The sequence below is a fragment of the Parabacteroides sp. ASF519 genome, assembly GCF_000364265.2.
Lineage (GTDB): Bacteria > Bacteroidota > Bacteroidia > Bacteroidales > Tannerellaceae > Parabacteroides > Parabacteroides goldsteinii.
In genome coordinates, this window is the sequence record NZ_AQFV02000006.1 from 3,227,427 (window position 1) to 3,242,964 (window position 15,538).

The 15,538-nt window shown below is 44.1% G+C and carries 16 protein-coding genes; 9 read left to right on the forward strand and 7 right to left on the reverse strand.

The window, feature by feature from the left end; translation table 11 throughout:
- Nucleotides 1-51: 51 nt before the first annotated feature.
- Nucleotides 52-381: a hypothetical protein gene (locus tag C825_RS12625; RefSeq protein WP_010802713.1), complete on the reverse strand. Its 330-nt coding sequence runs from the start codon at nt 379-381 to the stop codon at nt 52-54.
- Nucleotides 382-386: 5 nt separating this feature from the next.
- A complete protein-coding gene (locus tag C825_RS12630; RefSeq protein WP_010802714.1) occupies nt 387-926 on the reverse strand; it encodes a glucosaminidase domain-containing protein in 540 nt (179 codons plus the stop codon).
- 96 nt (nt 927-1,022) lie between these two features.
- On the opposite strand from C825_RS12630, the gene C825_RS12635 reads away from it, so the two are divergent.
- The gene (locus C825_RS12635) at nt 1,023-1,250 is read left to right on the forward strand and encodes a DUF4248 domain-containing protein (RefSeq protein WP_010802715.1); all 228 of its coding nucleotides are present in this window, start codon (nt 1,023-1,025) and stop codon (nt 1,248-1,250) included.
- On the opposite strand, the gene C825_RS12640 is transcribed toward C825_RS12635, so the two are convergent.
- The 5 genes from C825_RS12640 to C825_RS12660 form a co-directional block, all read right to left on the reverse strand.
- Nucleotides 1,251-1,694: an HU family DNA-binding protein gene (locus C825_RS12640; RefSeq protein WP_010802716.1), complete on the reverse strand. Its 444-nt coding sequence runs from the start codon at nt 1,692-1,694 to the stop codon at nt 1,251-1,253. It abuts the gene before it with no gap.
- A gap of 139 nt (nt 1,695-1,833) precedes the next feature.
- Nucleotides 1,834-3,291, reverse strand: a complete 1,458-nt coding sequence (locus C825_RS12645; protein ID WP_010802717.1) for a CHC2 zinc finger domain-containing protein — start codon at nt 3,289-3,291, stop codon at nt 1,834-1,836.
- Complete coding sequence (locus tag C825_RS12650; protein ID WP_010802718.1) at nt 3,288-4,694, reverse strand: replicative DNA helicase; 1,407 nt, start codon at nt 4,692-4,694, stop codon at nt 3,288-3,290. Before C825_RS12650 ends, C825_RS12645 begins: the two co-directional genes overlap by 4 nt.
- A 15-nt stretch (nt 4,695-4,709) precedes the next feature.
- Nucleotides 4,710-5,177, reverse strand: a complete 468-nt coding sequence (locus C825_RS12655) for a hypothetical protein (protein WP_010802719.1) — start codon at nt 5,175-5,177, stop codon at nt 4,710-4,712.
- Nucleotides 5,178-5,544: 367 nt separating this feature from the next.
- Nucleotides 5,545-6,024, reverse strand: a complete 480-nt coding sequence (locus C825_RS12660; protein WP_010802720.1) for a hypothetical protein — start codon at nt 6,022-6,024, stop codon at nt 5,545-5,547.
- A 568-nt stretch (nt 6,025-6,592) separates the two neighbouring features.
- On the opposite strand from C825_RS12660, the gene C825_RS12665 reads away from it, so the two are divergent.
- The 8 genes from C825_RS12665 to C825_RS12700 all read left to right on the forward strand — a co-directional run bounded on the left by C825_RS12665 (nt 6,593) and on the right by C825_RS12700 (nt 15,519).
- The gene (locus tag C825_RS12665) at nt 6,593-9,850 is read left to right on the forward strand and encodes a SusC/RagA family TonB-linked outer membrane protein (RefSeq protein ID WP_010802721.1); all 3,258 of its coding nucleotides are present in this window, start codon (nt 6,593-6,595) and stop codon (nt 9,848-9,850) included.
- Nucleotides 9,851-9,869: 19 nt separating this feature from the next.
- Nucleotides 9,870-11,366 (forward strand): SusD/RagB family nutrient-binding outer membrane lipoprotein, encoded by a 1,497-nt coding sequence (locus C825_RS12670; RefSeq protein ID WP_010802722.1) that lies wholly within the window; start codon nt 9,870-9,872, stop codon nt 11,364-11,366.
- A gap of 162 nt (nt 11,367-11,528) precedes the next feature.
- Nucleotides 11,529-11,810 (forward strand): hypothetical protein, encoded by a 282-nt coding sequence (locus tag C825_RS12675; RefSeq protein WP_010802723.1) that lies wholly within the window; start codon nt 11,529-11,531, stop codon nt 11,808-11,810.
- 117 nt (nt 11,811-11,927) lie between these two features.
- Nucleotides 11,928-12,104, forward strand: a complete 177-nt coding sequence (locus C825_RS12680; protein ID WP_010802724.1) for an NVEALA domain-containing protein — start codon at nt 11,928-11,930, stop codon at nt 12,102-12,104.
- Between the two features lie 204 nt (nt 12,105-12,308).
- On the forward strand, nt 12,309-13,415 hold the full coding sequence (locus C825_RS12685) for a DUF4934 domain-containing protein (protein ID WP_010802725.1): 1,107 nt from the start codon (nt 12,309-12,311) through the stop codon (nt 13,413-13,415).
- Nucleotides 13,416-13,561: 146 nt separating this feature from the next.
- Nucleotides 13,562-13,954 carry a hypothetical protein gene (locus C825_RS12690; protein WP_010802726.1) on the forward strand — a complete coding sequence of 131 codons (393 nt, stop codon included), beginning with the start codon at nt 13,562-13,564 and terminating at the stop codon, nt 13,952-13,954.
- A gap of 222 nt (nt 13,955-14,176) precedes the next feature.
- Entirely contained in the window at nt 14,177-15,127 is a 951-nt protein-coding gene (locus C825_RS12695) for a DUF4934 domain-containing protein (RefSeq protein ID WP_255217683.1), read from the forward strand.
- Nucleotides 15,128-15,138: 11 nt separating this feature from the next.
- Entirely contained in the window at nt 15,139-15,519 is a 381-nt protein-coding gene (locus C825_RS12700; protein ID WP_157310092.1) for a DUF1573 domain-containing protein, read from the forward strand.
- Nucleotides 15,520-15,538: the final 19 nt, after the last annotated feature.

The following is a 15,538-nucleotide window of genomic DNA, read 5'->3' on the forward strand; positions in this document are numbered from 1 at the left end:
GTTTAGAAGAGGCAATCTGAACAAGGGGGTGTTTTGATTGCCTCTTCTTTTTTATGTGATTGTTGACAAGTAAACCTTGCACAGGTAACCGATGATAGCCGTGGCAATCAGGGTATATCCTGCCAGCCTGTCGTCGATCTCTCCGTCCGGAGGGATTTCGATGACGTCGGTACTGTCTTTTGCTTCTCCGGCCTTACCATTGACAGGATTGCTCCCACCGCTGCCAGAGCTACTTCCGTCTCCTTCAGGAGTAGGGTGGTTAGGGCGATGAGGGTGAGGAACGGTGTGATTCGGGCGGCAGTGCCTCCCGTTGCGTTTTCCGGGAAAGATAACCTTCACGACGGAAAGGAGAAAATCGAAAATGACTTTGAGTGTTGACATACGTTTTAGGGGATTTGAGGGGTGTTGAATAAGTTCCTGACAGTCGGTTTTCCGGTTGCCGGGTTGTTGAATTTCTGGTCGAATTGTTTAGTCCTGTACAGGTCGATCAACCGTTGGAGATTGGTGGAGATGCTACACAGCATTTTGCGGTAGGCCGCCCGGTTGTCGCCGTTTACTTCGCTGATATAACGGCTGTAAGCGATCTCGGAAGCATACGATGCCGGTTTATGGCTCACGTTGGCAGCTGTGGGATAGGCGGTACGGATCAGGCGGGCGAAGTCGAAAATACTTTCACGCGTCGAACGGTATTTGCGGAAACAAAGTCCGCCCTCTTTCAGTTCCACCTTACCGCCGTGCCAATATTCGTTTTTCTTGCCATAGCCGGTGATGCCGAACAGGTTGTTGTGTTCTTTGGCAAGCACGCTCTCGCCCCAGCCCGATTCGATGGCGGCTTGTGCCAGGATAATGACCGGGTTGATGCGGTATTTGCTACCGGCTACATCGGCGTCGGCAAGATAAAGGCTGATAAAATTTTGTTTTGTCATGATCTTTTTGGGGATGTAATTAAGTTTATTATTCCTTGATTATTAACTTGTAAATGCATATCTTTATACATTGTTAAACAAGTAAGATGAAGAGTTATGACTGACGAAAAAGAGAAATTCGAACGTGTGTGGGGGTATCAGGAGCTAGCCCTGTTGTACTTCCCTGGCAGCAAGCCCGAATGTGCTTCCGTGCAGCTGCGCCGCTGGATCAAATTGAGTAGTGAATTGACTTCCCGGTTGAGAGACTGTGGATGGAAACCTGGAAGGAAGGTGTTGACCCCCAAGCAAGTGGCTTGCATAGTCGATCACTTGGGGGTCCCTTGACTACTCGATCTCCGGTCTGTCGCTTCCGCTTCCGCTTTCGCCGGACGTTGTGCCGGAGGCATAACGTTCCGTCTTGAAGTTTTCGGAAAGCTGTACCAGCATTTTGCCGGGGCGGAACAGGATGCGGCGGCGTTTGATCAGGTTAGCAGAAAATTCTTTTTCCGTTGTTGCCCCTTGGCTGCCCAGCGAGGCTTGGAAATAGCCCAGGTCGCCAACCTGTACGGTCTGCCCTTCCGGCAATTTCTGTTTCAGTACATGGATTACCCCGTCAAGCACCAGTTTCACATCACCCGGAGTAGCCGCCGAACGGTCGGCGATGATTTCACACAACTGGTTGGTGTCGCACATGCCCGTCGAGCTACTTACTGCATAAAATAGTTTGCTACCTTCTGCCGCATCTTTACTCATGTCCTTTTTCAGGACCAAACGATACTTTACTGCCATAATCAGATAAGTTTTAATGGTGAATAACTTTGTTGTTTGTTGTATGATTACGATACAAAGCTACGACACGGCAAAGATGGGCCGTTTGCGATTGTCGGCGGAGGTTTGCGAAGGTATGTGGTTGTTTGGATTCTGTCCCTCAAAACCATCTTTCGTCCACTGCCACTGTCCGTTTTGCTTCGCAGGTGACTTGTGAGAGGCGGTAGAGTTGTTTGTGGAGGTTGTGTAAGAGGGTAGGGCGGTGTTCCGTCGAATGTGATTGTACCTGCCGACACAATTGGCGGGCTTCACAGATGATTTTTTCTTCGTAATACTCTGTAACGAGTGTCCGGAGCATGACTTCGGGTACAACCCGTGTGCCTTCTTCCGTCATCTCTTCCGGCACACCCGGCAGGTCGGGTAGGGGTGGGAATAAATCCGGCAGTAACGATTCCAGATAACTGGCAAACACTTCCAACTCTTCCGGAACTTCCTCTTGTAAGGCCTGGCAGTGCAGTAAATCAGTGTAATCGCTATCGGCAAACCGCATGTCGTCCGCTTCGAGCATCTGTTCGAGCAAAGATGCCATTGCCGGATGTCGGATGCAATAGCCCAACAAGCGGCGTGCCGCTAAGCTACTTGTTGCCGTTAGATGGTGCAGATAGGTGCGGAATCTTGCTTTTCCTAAGCGTCGGAACAACTCGTCGGGATCTTCGCCGCCGGGGATGGAGGTACAGTGTATGCTGAATAGCCGTTTCCGTTCGGTGGCGATCTTTTCAGCGGCATCCTGTCCGGGGCGGTCACCGTCGAGCAAGAGATGAAGACGGGTGGTATGGCGCGAAAGGATGTCGGCTTGCCCGTCGGCCAGCGCCGTGCCGCACAGCCCTACCGTGTTACAGAATCCGGCGGCGTGCATGGCAAGCACATCCTTATAACCTTCCACCACGAATGCGAAACCTTCCCGACGGATCGCTTCCGCCGCCCGGTGGATTCCGTACAAGGTCCGGCTTTTGTCGAACAGTCCGTTGTTGGCCGAATTGATGTATTTGGGAGACTGGGTGTGTGACGTGTCGAGGGGAGCGTTGTCGATTCGACGTGCGCCGAACCCTGTCAGTATCCCTTTCTCGTCGTAAATCGGGAAGATGAGGCGGCTTCGCATCGCTTTGAAGGCTTCAGGCACGAAAGCCGGTGCCAGCCCGACCTCGAAGTCGAGCCAGGTGGGTGACAGTTCCGAGTGGCCGGAGGCGTAGGGCAAAAGCAAGTTTTTGAATTGGAGATTTTGAGAAAGGGACGATTTAGTGTCGGGAGTATCCTTTCTCTTTTTGTCAGGGGATAAGGGAGGGGGTAGGGGGTGTGTTACAGTTTCACTGCTTATAATGCTTACTGCTTTGGTAAAACTACACTTTTCCAATCCCATCACCAGCTTGATCACGTCACCGCCTGCTCCACAAGCATGGCATTTGAAGAACTGCTTGCCTACGTGGAGCATGAGCGAGGGATGATGGTCGTCGTGGAAGGGGCATAGTATTTTGTAATTGCTACCTGCCCGGTATAGGGTCGTATAACGTGCCGCCACCTGCTCTATCGGGTTGGCGGCTTTCAATTGTTCGGTATTCATATCTGTGAATTTTTGTACGCATAAATCTGTGTCAAACTGTTGTTGTAGCGGAAGCGTACTTCGCCCGTCGCTCCGTTGCGGTTTTTGGCGACGAAGAGTTGCCCCACGCCCCGCATATCTTCCTTCGTCTGTTTATCGTAATATTCCCGGTATTGCTCCGGCCGGTATACGAATGCGATGCTGTCGGCTATCTGCTCGATTTCGCCTGAGTTGCGTAGGTCGCTCATTACCGGGACATGGTCGGTGCGCGATTCACAGTTACGGTTCAGCTGCGCCAGCACGATGCCCGCCACGTTTGCCTCCATGATCAGGTTCTTCAGTTTGCGGCATACGTCGCCCAGTGCCAGATCCATTGTGTCGCGTACCTCGCCTCGTCCGGCCGGGTTCACCTGTATCAAGTTAAGGTAATCCACGATGATCAGGTCGAGCGGTGCGCGTCGGTGCAACGCCATCGTCTTCGCCCGGATCTCTTCGAAGGTGCAGCCGCTGCAATAGTTCATGAACAGCGGCAGTCGTTCCAGTTCTTCGGCTGCCCGTTCCAGTTTTTCCCGGTCGGTAGCCTCCAGTTGTTTGAAACGGAGCTTGTCCGGTTCTACTCCACTCAGCATGCAGAGCAGGCGGCTCACCAACTGGCGCTCCGTCATTTCGAGGCTGAAGAAGCACACCCGTTTCCCTTTGCGTGCCACCGCTAATGCTGTATGCAGTGCCAATGCCGTTTTCCCCATCGAGGGACGGCCTGCCAGCACCAACTGTTCGCCTCGAAAGAGCCCACCCAGATGGCGATCAAATTCGTCGATGCCTGTCGTCAGTTGCTGCATTTCGCCCTTGGCCCGTTGGGCTTGCTCGTCGTAAATCAGGTCAAGGATGCGGCGGCTCACTTCGCCGGCAGCGTGCGTGGTGCTGCTGACGGCAAAGAAATCTTCCAGCTTCTGCACCCCTTTGTGCACTTTACCGAGCAGCGACACCACGTCGACTGTCGGTTCATGTGCTTGGATCGCATGTTCTTTCATATCGGCACACAGGCGACGTAGTACCCAGCAGCGCACCACGGCAGCGGCATAGGTACGGATGTGCGAGGCATTGCGCACCGTCAGCAGATGGTCGGCAATGAATCCCAGCCCGCCGAGTTTTTCAGCCTGTTCGGGTTCGAGCAGGCGCATTTCGTTTTCGATGCTCAGCATGTCGATGTCTGCCTCGCGGTCATAGAGGGCTGTCATGGCGCGATAAACCAGACGGTAACCGGGGTGGGTGAACATGTCGGGTAGCAGTCGTTCGGCCACGTCGGCGATGGCATCGCCTTGCACGAGGATGGCCAGGACGACGGCGCGTTCCATTTCTACTGTTGCGGGGTAAGCGTCAAGGGGAGAGGGGAGTTGTTGTTTGTTGATTGTTTCTTTTGTCATGATCGATGTTTGTATTTAAGTGAAACGTTGGTAAATCGGTCTGAAATTCTCTTTGCGATGTTCCGGCAGGTTTTTCCGGACAGGTGTTGCCGGTGGCGGATTGTTGCCGGCGGTGGGTACCTTCATCCAGTCATCGTAGCCGGTAATGGTGATGATGGTGAAATATCGCATCCGTCGGACAGAGATCACACCATCTGCCTCCATGTTGTCCAGCAGCGTTTTAAGCCGTGAGCGTGAGATTTGTGTTTTCTCTTCGATAGTGCGGTAGGTAGTGATCCATTCGCCCCGTTTGCCGCAGATAGTGTACGAGTTGACGGTGTTTTCTTTGTCGTATCGATTGGCATGGTACAGGAGGCAGGTATATAATTCTCCGTACGATCGGGAGTATGGCGTGTCGGCATACTTTTTGCTCAGGATGACGTTAGGAACTTTGAGAAATCCCCATTGAAACAGGTTTTGTTTTGGATTGTCGATGTTTTGCATAAGACTGTTATTTTGAAGTTGCTGTTAACAAATATTAGTAGACACGCTTTAAGACAGTTTTCAGACGGCCTTTTCTCTTTCTATGTATCTGCTTTTCAGTTTCTTATAAGGATGAAAATAGTCCCGGTGAGACAGGCTTGAGACACATTTTGAGACGCCTTTTCATTATTATATAAGAATATATATAAGAGAGCAAGATGTTTTTCTAATTTTTCAGCAAAGATACGAGTCGTTGGTAGAAGAACATCTTCCTTGTTTTTGCTGATTTTAATAGCTTTTTTACAGCAGGTTATGTGATATGAATGATATGGTGTTGTGCAAAAACGAAGTTTAAAACGGACAAGCCACTCTCCCGGGGTGAGTATTTTTATTTGGCAGAACTTTTTTTCTTCATGTCGGTTATCAGTTGTTTGATGGCACTGTGCACGAACTCATAATCCGGATGGACTTCCTTCAGTCGATTTGCCATGCCATCCGTGCTGTATTCCGAACAAAGGATGCAGCTCAGTATCCTGGCCAATTGTTTGATGGTCATGTCACCTAATACCCCGTAGCGCCGCAGTGCGCTCATCAGTTCGATTAGGAACTGTGTCTTCGCCGGGTTGTCAATGCGCAAATGGTCGGGTAACACTTCGCTACATCCGCAAGCCCCTGCCAGTTCGAGTGCATAGAGGGCGAAGAAGTGGTGTTTGAAGGCCTTTTCGCGTTTCGTCAACGATTTATTCTCGAGCAAAAACTCGGCTGTTTCGTGCAACAATTCGTTGCGGTCGTTGTGTGCTTCTAAAAATATTAAGTAGGATTTGAAAGCTTGTATGTTTCTTCGTTTGATTATTTTTCTTTTCTTCATTCTATTTTATATTGTCGGGAGAGTGGTTGGCTATGTTTATTTGTGATTCTTGTCTCGGCGGAATGGCATGCTTGTGCCGTTACCTTAGGTTGCTTGTTTCATCGCGGTGGCATGCCTATGCCGGACGGATGGGGTAACCATGCCGGTGAAGTAAATTTTTTTTGTGGGGATAAATATATGGAATTTTTTGTCGAAAAAAGTAGCAGCAAGGAATATGGATGGGTAAAGTAATATGCCATAGTCTTATGAGAACTATGTCGATTCAAGAAAAAGATCTTTTATTCATCTGCATTTAACATATATTGTATCGAGAATACATATATAATATACATATAAAATAAAGTCAAAAGAAAAACTCGTATTTCATGTTTTTTGTCACAAAAACATGAAATACGAGTTTTCTTTTGACTTTTATTTATTTGCATTGTATATAAATATTACCATTAAATATATGTAAATCAGATGAATAAAAGATCTTTTTACTAGAATCGACATAGTTCTCATAAGACTATGTTAATAATAAATATATAAATATTCTAGTTAATCAGAATTAAAACAAGTGTGTCGTATGAAAAAACGATTTATTATTACCATGTTTTTCTTCTTTATAAGTATAAGCGTGGTATTGGCTCAGACAGTGAAGGTGACCGGAACGGTGACCTCGGGCGATGACGGTGAACCGATAATCGGTGCAACCATTTTGGTAAAAGGGACGAATATCGGTACTATTACCGATCTGGATGGTAATTTCTCCCTCGATGTTCCTGAGAAAAACAAAATTTTACAGATTTCCTATGTCGGTATGACTATGCAGGAAGTGGCCGTAAAACCGCATGTAACGGTTGTCCTTCAATCGGATGTGAAAAACCTGGAAGAGGTGGTTGTAACGGCTATGGGTCTTAACCGTGAAAAAAAATCACTGGGTTATGCCATCCAGGAAGTGAAAGCGGACGAATTGACGAAAGCCGGTAGTGCCAGCCTGACCAGTTCGCTGAGTGGTAAAGTGGCCGGTGTACAGATCAACCAATTTGGTGGTACGGTGGGAGCCTCTTCACGTATATCCGTGCGTGGTAACTCTTCGCTTGCTGCCGATCAGCAGCCGCTTATCGTGGTGGACGGTATCCCTATTGCCAACGATACGCAGCGTACGGGTGATAATGCTTATAATGGAGTAGACTACGGGTCGGGTCTGAATGATATCAACCCGGAAGATATCGAGTCGATCTCCGTGTTGAAAGGTGGATCGGCCGCCCTCTACGGTATGCGTGCAGGTAACGGTGTTATCCTGATCACGACCAAGTCCGGTAAAAACGGTAATGGTGTGTCTGTTTCTTATGATATGAATGTGACGATGGACTTTGCTGCCAACCTTCCCAAGTTGCAAAACTCATACGGCCAGGGACACGACGGTGATGAATACCATTGGAAAAACGGTTCGCACGCTGACCTGAGCTATCAGGATTATGCAACTCAATATGGTTTCGATTATTCCAAGGGTGTAAATACCGGTTACGACGAATCATGGGGACCTCGTTTGGATGCAGGGCTGAAAATCAGCCAGTACGATAGTAACGGGGAGTATACCGACTGGGTATCCCGTCCTAACAACGTGAAAGATTTCTTTCAGACCGGAGTTTCTATGAACCATATGGTTTCCGTACAGGCTAAAGGCGAAAATGTAACTACACGCGCCTCTCTTTCTTATCGCGACCAAAAAGGTACCGTACCTAATACCGACCAGAAGAAATATTCCGGCCAGGTAAATACGGATATGAAACTAAACAAATACATCTCTTTCAATCTTTCTGCCAGCTATACCCGTACAAAGAGCGATAACCTGATCGGACAGGGATACGGAAGTAACAACCCGATCAACTCGTTGGTGGCATGGACTGGTCGCCAGATCAATATGCAAACCTTGAAAGACAACTGGAATCAACGGGATGCCAATGGCGATTATACTTATTATAACTGGATCGATGCTTATCACATGAATCCCTATTTTACAGCCAATGTAAATACGAACAGTTTGCAGCGCGACCGTATTTTCGGTAAGTCTTCTTTGTTCTACCAACCGTTCGACTGGTTGAAGTTTGAAGGACGTATCGGTATGGATTACTATAATATGCAGACATTCGAACGTCATTATTTCGACCGTGGCGACTGGCCCGAAGGCGCTTTCTACCAGCAGGCAACGAAAAATACGGAATTGAATGCCGACTTCATTGCAACAGTGAATAAGACATTCGGCGATTTTAACTTGAGTGGTGTATTGGGTGCCAACTATCGCGATCTTAGTTGGGAGACTAGTAAAATCGGTGCAGACGCATTAACCGTGCGCGGTGTTTATACAATGGCCAATGCGAAAGGTACTGCCGTTGCAACAATGGATCATAGCCATATCCGTTCGAACTCTATTTATGCGAATGCTTCATTGGGATGGAAGAGCCAGTTATACCTGGATGCCAGTGCACGTAACGACTGGAGTTCTACCATACACGATTCGTTCTTCTATCCTTCGGTTAGTTTGAGTTGGATTCCTACCGCTTCGTTTGAAAACTTACAGAATGATATCCTTACTTTCTGGAAGTTGCGCGGTGGTATTGCGCAGATTGGTTCGGCTACATCTGCTTATCGTAATAGTTATTACTATTATGCCGAATCATCTTCTTACAATGGTGTGGCACAGATGTATAAGAGTTACACATATCCTAATTACGGCCTGAAACCGGAAAGTATTACGACCTGGGAAGTAGGTACCGAAGTCGGCTTGTTCGATGACCGTTTGCATTTCGACCTGGCTTACTATCAGAAACAGACAAAAGACCAGATTCTGTCGGTTTCAACCTCCAACGTAGTCGGATTTGCTGCCATGTTGGTGAATGCCGGACGAATCGACAACAAAGGTGTCGAGCTTCAAGTAAGAGGAGACATTTTCCGCAGTAAGGGTGACGGTTTCAACTGGTCGACTACACTAAATTTTGCGAAAGACAGAAGTAAGGTAGTGGAACTTTATAATGATCCGGAAACAGGCAAGCCTTTGCTCGAATCGTATGGCATGGGTTGGACATGGGGTATCGATACCCAGGCACGTGTCGGTGAAAAATGGGGTGCCCTGGTAGGTGAAGGATATGCCCGCGTAAGCGAGGAAGATGTTGCGGCCGGCAAGGCTACAGCCGACCAGATTGGTGCAATCAAACTGTATACAAACGGTACTCCGCAGAAAGAAGCTTCGAAAATTATCGGTAATGTAACGCCCGACTTCCTGATGGGATGGCGCCATGACTTCACTTATAAGAATTTCGGATTCGGCTTCCTGCTTGATTTGCGTATCGGTGGCGATATCTGGTCGCAGACTATGAGCCACTCTTATTCAGCTGGTGTGGCCAATGTAACAGCTGAAAACGGTATCCGCGAACGTGCTATCGTGGCCGGTAAGGATGTAATGACCGAAGAACGTTTCGTGATTCCCGATGCCAGCGGTAAGTTTGTGGAAAACAATTTTGAAACCGATGCATATACCTGGTTCAACTCTAACGGTAACGCTGAAACTTATGTGTTCGACGGCTCTTTCCTGAAATTGCGCGAAGCATATATTTCTTACGACGTGCCTAAATCGTTCCTGAAGAAAACCAAATATTTCAACCGTGCAACGGTTTCCCTGATCGGTACAAACCTGGCGTTGCTTTGGGTACATTCTTCCAACAAGTTGCGTCTTGATCCGGAAACGGGTGGTGTGTCCAGCGATAGCCGTGGTGTAGGTTTCGAACAGGCTTCTACTCCGAATTCACGCAGTATAGGTTTTAAATTAGGTCTGACATTTTAACTGAATAATAAACAGGGTTATGAAGAATAAATATAAAATATGGGCACTCTCGTTTGCGATGATTGCCACAGGATGTACAAGTTCGTTTGATGAAATAAATACCGACCCGGATGCTTATACCCAGGTACCGTTTACGAATATGCTGGGAAATATCATTCGGAGGACTGCCGATCAGTATGGGGGCGACCTGGATATTGCCCAGTGGGCAGGTTACGTTTCCGAAATACAGTATTTGAACGATTACAGCGGGTATATACCTTCCAACAATACATATGGCAACCGCTGGTACCAATCATACTACGGCCATGTGCAGTTGCAGGATATCCTCGACCGTACGGAAGATGCACAGGAAGCGAATAAGAATATGCGTAATGTTTGTATCACGTTGCAGAATTACCTGATGGTGATGTGTACCGATTGTTTTGGCGATATTCCTTATTCGGAAGCGTTCAAAGGGGCTCCGGAGGCAGGAAGCGTGCTGAAGACTCCTTATGATGCACAATCGGAAATCTATCCGAAGATATTGGCGAACCTGAAAACGGCTGCCGACAGCTGGGCTTCCGGAGTAGGCACCGACGATCTGGGGGATGGCGACTTCCTGTATAAAAAGGATGCTGAAAAGTGGCAAAAGTTCTGTAACTCGTTGCGTTTGCGTATAGCGATGCGCATTTCGGGTGTATATCCGGAGGCACAGGCTGTTGTCGAAGAGATTTTCGGTAATCCGACGGCTTATCCTTATATTACGGAATGTGCGGATAATGCTTATTTCTGGTGGCAGGGTTCGGGCAGTTATTTCGAACGTTATTACAATAACTTCCGTACGCGTGACGACGATGGTATGTCGTCAATCTTTATCGACCACCTGAAAAAGATGGACGATCCGCGTATTGCCACATTTGCCAAGCCAGCGAAAGCGGATGGCGAATACCGCGGTTTCGAGAATGGTGCGAAGGATGCCCCGAAATCGTTGGACGATATATCCCGCATGGGAGCGAAGTTCCGTGAAGATCCGGCCGGTTTCTCTCCGTTCTACCGTGCCTGCGAAAATTATTTCATCATGGCGGAAGCTGCGTTGAAGGGCTGGAAGGTGCCGATGACTGCTGCCGATGCGTATGAAAAGGCCGTTCGTCTTTCTATGGAAGATAATGATATCGATACAGCTGCTGCCGATGCTTATCTGGCAGGAAAAGGAAAATGGGACGGTTCGTACGAACGTCTGTATTTTGAATGGTGGGTGGCTTTGTTCAAGCAGAATATCGAAGCTTGGTCGCTATACCGCCGTACAGGTTATCCGACCTATATCCATACGGCTGTTGCTGCAGATGGCGTTACGCCTCAGTATCCGGGTGCACGTTCTGCTTATAAGGGAATCCACAATGATGTTCCTTTCCGCTTCCCGTATCCGCAGAACCAGTATCTGTACAACGAAGCTAACGTGACTGCTGCCGCTACAGGTATCCAGGATTATGTTTGGGGCAAACAGATGTGGTGGGACAAGCGTACCGATGTCAAATAAGATTTTACTTTTTTATTATACACATTATTAGTATCAATAAGTCGGTTTTTTAACCTAAAAGCCAAAAACCAGAGAGAGCCTAAACAAGACACATTATTTTAAGACCAGGATGGACAGGGATGTTCGTCCTGGTTGATTTTTCTAACCTTAAAAAATTTGCTTATGAAAAGAATTAGGTATGTAATATATTTCATTCTCTTTTTAGCTGTATTGAGCTGTGACAGTCAGTTTATTGATGAGGAGAATAAGTTGCAACAAGAAAATATAGAGGCTCTAACTAAATCTGTCCCGATCGTTTGTGTTGATCTTTATGTTCGATGGGATGATACTGACATATATCTCGGAACAGCTTGTAACAGCGCTGCCGGAGGGTTAAAAAGATGTTTGGGTAAATATAGGGGATTTTTAGAAAAAAAAGAAATCGGGAGAAAGATGTCAAGATAGTTTTCATATCTTATGTAGGTGTGCCTTAAACAATGTTAATTAAAATAACCTAAGTAAGGGTTTTGTATGAATAAGTCCTCTTTATAAATAAGTATTAATTAAAAAAATCAATATATTATGAATGCGAAATTGAAAGTTGTTATGTCCTTAGTGACATTAGTTGGTGTAGCTATATTAAATGGTTATCAGTTTTCTCAACAGTCAGGAATAGTTAACTCTTCTTCTTTGATGAAGCAAAATTTGGAAGCTCTTGCAAGTGGTGAACTAGGAAAGAGTTTTTTACAAAAACTTTAAGTCGGCTACAGTCTGGTATAATTCAGATGTATCTGGTGGATTGGCTGTTTCTGAAAAGCCATCAGTGTTTGTGTCAGGAAATTGGAAATCAATGATCTGTTGTGTAAATGGAACGGATATGGATGCCTGTAATTTCCTGTTAGAGAATTCTGAATGTGCAAGGAGAGTGGTGAGAAATTCACATGATGAATAAATTGGGTTGTTATGGGAAAATCAACAATATTATTATTTGTCTTATCTTTATTTACTGCTTGTAGTGGTACGAAAGATGTAAAGGAAGATGCTGGCACAATTATCTTAGAGGCTGGTTTTGAGGGAGGAGGTAAAAACACTCCATTTATTCTGTCGGAAGTGTTTGATTCGGTTACTTATTTACCCATCCGTTCGGATGATGTGTTGATCGGCATGATAGGGGATATCAGATATCATAATCATCGCTATTATATATTGGATAGCCAACAAAACATGCTTTATGTAATGGATGAAACCGGCCATATACTTAATAGTATCTCTCAAAAGGGACCCGGACCAACCGAATATATAACGCTTCAAGGATTTGATGTCAATCCATCAAATGAAGAAATAAGCCTTTACGATAATTCATCGAAACGTATACAGGTCTATTCCAAGGAGGGTACTTATTTAAGGAGTATCCAGGTTGATGATATTATACGAGATTTTGCGGTGTTGGATAATGGCGAATATCTGTTTTATACATCCGATTTTATGAAGGGTAATCGCCGGGGATTATGGCGGGCCGATAAGGAAGGGAGATTCAAGGAACAGTTGGTAACCATAGACGATAAATTTCTTTATGGAGGGCTTTATCCGAAGTATTTTCGCCGGATTGATGATGCCACGGTCGGTTTGATGGGTACAGAGGATTTTGACCGTATTTATCATATCACGGCAAATTCCATGTCGGTGAAATATAAGATAAAGACGGATCGGGTCATACCTGAAGATCTCCGGTCTGAACCTGTGTTGGATTTTGATAAACATAAAGGACTTGTTTATACGAAAAATGATTATGTGGAAACGGAATCCTTGATGTCGTTGACGGTAACAGACATGAAGAAAAATATGTTGGTATTTTATGATAAGAATACAGGGAAACATTGGTTGGTAACAGAAGATAGCGAAATTGTCGATGATATTGATATGTATATGAAGTCTCAGTTTTGCGGGAATAATTCTTTTATTGGTGTCCTTTATCCGGGTTTTATCCTCTCTTTTGCAGTGCTCCAAAAACAGTTCCCGGATATAACGTCGGATTCAAATCCGGTTCTTGTTATAAGTCATGTTAAATGATGGCTGTTGTAAATAATGTTAATAATGACAGATGTGAGGTAAGGTTTTATTTTTAATTTGTCGTTATTATTTATAAAAGTTTTTTATTGATTGGGTCATGTAGGAGAGATGAAGTATTGCTACTTGTTAAATTTAAAATATAGTTTATGAAACATTATGCGAAATTTTTTTTAGTATTGACATTATTGTCTGTTATGGTATTTAACTTTTTAAAAAGAAATGTTGATAATTCTTTGAATGTTCAAATGTTGACTTTGTTGAATATAGAGAGTTTGGCATCAGGTGATATTGATGGTAGTCAGTATCCATTAAGTGAGTATGGACATAATGTAATAGAAGCTTGGGAAATACATAATCTACAAGCTCAATCAGATCTGTCTGTAGGCATTTGTTTTGAATATGCAGGAAGAAAAATTCCAGTTGGAAGTATCCAAGTGACGTTGGGTTCTTATTATAATGTAAAAATTCCTGTTTGCAATCCTAGTAAAGGAAATGTTTGTGCAAAAACTCATTTAGATAAGCCCGCTGAACGTATATGAAAAAGATTTTATTGTTGTTTATGGCTTTTTTGTTCTCATGTAACGTGGATAGAAATTTTGACAATGAATTGGTGAGCGATCATTTTTTTTTGATAGATCCACAAACTGATTCAGATCATAAAAAGCATCCATTGTTCGAAGGGGAATCTTTGGATAGTTGTTGTTTTGTTCAGTTGGAAACGACATCGGAATCTCTATTAGGTATGGTAAAAAAAAATAGAAATAGATGATAGCATGATCTTTGTTATGGATAATAATAATAAAGTCTCTTCTTTTTCTTTAGATGGAACTTTTCTTGCTAATTATGGTCAAATAGGTTCCGGACCAAAAGAAATGAGAATGCCGGTGTCTTTTTATTTGAATAAAGAAAAGAAGTATGTGGCTCTTTTAGATTATGGGGGAAAGAAATTTTTCCGTTATCATTATGATGGACGATTAATGGATATGATTCCTGTTCCTGAAAATGTTTGTATAGAAATGGTTACCCATATATCTATGTTGGATGATAAATATTTGATGGTGACTTATGCAAATTCATTCTTAGTAAAAGAGTCGTCCGTGTTATTAAATGAATGTGATTATTCTTTTGAAAGATCTTTAAAACCATTTGTTTTTCATAATAAAAAAGAAAACATGTCAGATGGGAACAATAAGATAACACTAGGAGGGCTTTTTATTACAGACTTTGCGGATTATTCGGATGTTGTATATGCTTTCAGGGATGGGAAAATTTTTTCAGAGTATGTGTTAGATAGCAATAAAAAAGCAATGATACCAGATTTGGTTTCAACATCAAATGTAGATGACGAATTTTCTTTTAGGCAATATTTGAGAAAGAATGGATATACGTTAGGGATAAGCTCTATTTATGCAACAGATGATTATCTTCTTTTGATTAATCCGGATATAAGTATTTACTTTAATAGATTGACTAAAGAAGTGTTTAAGGATCGTTTGGATTTTTCTCCTTTTTATCATCCTGTTGAAATTAAGACAAGTTCGAAAGAGGCTTTTATAGGTCTTATTTATCCTTATCAATTAATTGAAGCTAGAGAGGGGGCGATTTTGTGTCCTAATCTTTCTGTATTCAAAAAGGATTCTCGCTTGGAGAAAATATTGCAGGAAGTAGAAATTGAAGATAACCCGATTGTCGCTTTTTATTATCCTAGGTGATGATTTGTGTCATGAGATTTATGTTATTGATATTGGCGTTTTTGTCTATGTTTAATTGTACAAATATACAAAAATCGTCAGATTTTTGTGTATCTATTGATTCGGTGGTGATTCTAGATAGTTTGAAATTGTTGGAACGCTATGATTTTACAGTGTTATATAAAAATGAAGGAAAAGAAAATATAAAATTGAAATCAGTTGATACTTTTTGTGGTTGTTTGACTGAAAAGGATTTTAATCATATTGTATCATCTGGTGAATTAGGTACTTTATCATTGTCTTATTTACCACAAGAGATAGGATATATAGAACATTACATTTTTCTTTATTTTGAAGAACAAGAAGATCCTGTGTGCTTTAAGATAAAAGGAATTGTAAAAGCTGTAGAATGATTTTTAGCAAGTACTCAAT